This is a genomic window from Ruegeria sp. YKSD179 (assembly GCF_059612885.1).
This window is the reverse complement of record NZ_JBXWRL010000115.1, coordinates 1-2,736: the sequence shown is the minus strand read 5'-3', so window position 1 is coordinate 2,736 and position 2,736 is coordinate 1. Positions and strand designations below refer to the sequence as shown.

3 protein-coding genes are annotated in these 2,736 nt (G+C 52.3%); all 3 read left to right on the top strand.

The window, feature by feature from the left end:
- Nucleotides 1-697, top strand: a 697-nt coding sequence (locus tag AC2FNE_RS24525) for an ABC transporter permease (RefSeq protein WP_496806555.1), incomplete at its 5' end; no start/stop codon positions are given.
- Nucleotides 698-702: 5 nt separating this feature from the next.
- On the top strand, nt 703-1,944 hold the full coding sequence (locus AC2FNE_RS24520; protein ID WP_367648150.1) for an efflux RND transporter periplasmic adaptor subunit: 1,242 nt from the start codon (nt 703-705) through the stop codon (nt 1,942-1,944).
- 169 nt (nt 1,945-2,113) lie between these two features.
- Nucleotides 2,114-2,736: nuclear transport factor 2 family protein (locus AC2FNE_RS24515; protein WP_496806554.1), on the top strand; the 623-nt coding region annotated here is incomplete at its 3' end.

Here is a 2,736-nt window from a genome sequence, read left to right as displayed (position 1 = left end):
GGACTTACACCCAGGCGAATTATTGACAGTCGATGTTCGAGAAGGTCGGCGCCCAATATTGCAACTCCCGGTAGTAGCTGTTTCCGAAAGCCTTATGGGGTCGCCGGCCTACATGGAATTGGCCGCACTGAATCGAGTGTTGGGGGAACCGGGTCGAGTATCCGGAGCATTTTTACGTACGGACGAAAAATTGCAGGGATGGACATACAAGCAGCTTAAGGAAATGCCGATGGTTGCTGGTGTGTCACTGAAGTCCGAAAGCCGAGGCGCGTTTCAGAAGGTGGTGGATCAAGGCGCGGGCGCAATGAGGTATATCATGGCCTTGATTGCCGGTGTCATTACATTTGGCGTGATCTACAACGCTGCTCGCGTGGCGCAAGCGGAACGCACCCGCGATTTGGCGGCATTGCGGGTTCTTGGTTTCACTAGGGCAGAGGTAGCTTTTGTTCTGTTGGGGGAATTGGTTGTGGTTACACTGCTGGCGCTACCTTTAGGCGCCTTGGCAGGCTATGGTCTGACTTTTGCAGTATCTCAGGGGTTCAGCTCGGATCTATATCAAATTCCATCCCACTTTAATGTGCGAAGTTTTGGGCAGGCGACGGTAGTCGTTATTGTTGCAGCATTACTTTCAGGATGGTTGGTGAAACGTAATGTTGATCGGTTGGATCTGGTCCTGGCGCTAAAGTCGAGGGAGTGACATTCGTGAGCAGACAAAAACGATATTCTCGGTCGGTTCTTACGAGTGTCGCGATTCTTCTGGTGGCGGTCATTCTTCTTGCGGCTTTTTGGCCGCGCCCCATGCTTGTCGATACGGCAATGGTACAGCGTGGCAAGATGCTTGTTACCATCAACGAGGAAGGCAGAACGCGGGTCAAAGAACCCTACGTTGTTTCTTCACCCGTTGCAGGAGAATTGCAGCGTGTAACGGTCCTGCCTGGCGACCGGGTTGTTGGTGGTGAAACGATTGTAGCCCGGATGACCCCCGCAAACCCATCTGCGCTGGATGTACGAACACGAGAGCAGGCCATTGCCGCAGTCAGTGCCGCCGAAGCTGCGCTCAGGGTCGCGCGTGCAGATTTAAACGCGGCACTAGCTACAGATGATTTTGCCCAAAGCGAGTTGGAGCGTACTCAAAAACTAGTCACCAAGGGTATAACAAGTAAAGTGGCAATGGAACGGGCTGAGCAGGCAGCCAGAATCGCCAAGGCAAATCTCGATACAGTCCAGGCCGCAATCGCCATGCGCGAAGCCGAGCTCGCCAACGCACGTGCGCGATTGATAGGATTTGACGACGCAGGTTTGGCCGAAGCGCTAGAAGATAGTGAGACACCTTCCTACAGCATCCCATTGCGGGCACCCATCGACGGAACTATTTTGCAGGTCATCAAAAAGAGCGAAACAACCCTTCCCGCCGGCGAACCAATACTGGAGATAGGAGACATCGAAGGCGATTTGGAGGTCGTGGCTGAGCTTCTGTCGTCAGAAGCGGTTCAAGTTAGTGAGGGGGATCGCGTGATCATAACCAATTGGGGCGGGCTCGGCGATCTGAGTGGTTCGGTTAGCCGGATCGACCCATATGGATACACAAAGTATTCGGCATTGGGTGTTGAAGAACAACGAGTGGAAACCACAATCCAGTTCGATGGGCTCAGCGAGGTTCGGGGAACATTAGGTCACGGCTATCGTATCGAAGTTCGAATTGTTGTCTGGGAGGATGACGACGTCATCATCGTTCCTGCCGCTGCGCTATTTCGACAGGGACAAAACTGGGCTGTTTTTGTCGATATTTCTGGCCGCGCCGAGTTACGGGTTGTTGACATTGGCCACAACAACGGTCTGGAGGCGCAAGTTGAGAATGGATTGGAGCCCGGAGACAAAGTGGTTCTTTTTCCATCAGTTAATGTGACTGACGGTGCCCGCATAGCCGAAAGGCAAGTCAAGTAACCAGCCCATTCCGAACCCGGCTGCGGAAGCGTCAAACGCCTGATGCCTCACAAATCTCTTGATCGTAACAAGACGCATCGGCAGCATTGGTCCATCATGTTTGATAATGGAGATACCGTTTGGAAAATCTTCGCAGAATTGATCTGTCCTCGGTCCCGGGCAAGATCGGATGATACGTTCCTCACCCGAATTGCTGGCAGTTTCCAGGCGTTGGTATGAGATACTCAGGACCAAAACGAACACAGAGGAATTGCGAGACTTTCTAACAACCTCCGATGAACTTAGGTTCATTGGAACAGGTGAGGGTGAGTTTTGGAGTGGTTCTGCAGTGCGTGACGGCGTCGGCGGCTTTTTTGCCGCGATTCCAGCGCCGGTAGTGTTTGAAGAACTTGAGGCGGAAGCCTTCGAAAACGGAGAAACTGGATGGTCATCTTTTGTCCACCGGATTCAATTTGTCGGCTTTGACGAAGCGGTCATCTATCGCACCGTCCTGATTTTCGTTTTGGAAGGCGCATCGTGGAAGATTGTAAACCGCCATGCATCTGTACCGACCCCCAATATCGAACTTGTCGGTGTCGAACAGTTGGCCATCCAGCAACTGATCGATGCTGCAAGAGAGGAGGGGCCTGAACTTATTCAATCCGAAGGCTTGGCTTCGGTCCTTTTCACAGATGTAGAGGGTAGTACTGCATTGGCAGAAGCGCTGGGCGATCAAAGCTGGTCATCTGCAATCGAAAGCCATTTCCAAGTTTTGGCGGAAATTATTCAGAAACATCGCGGTCAATTTGTGAA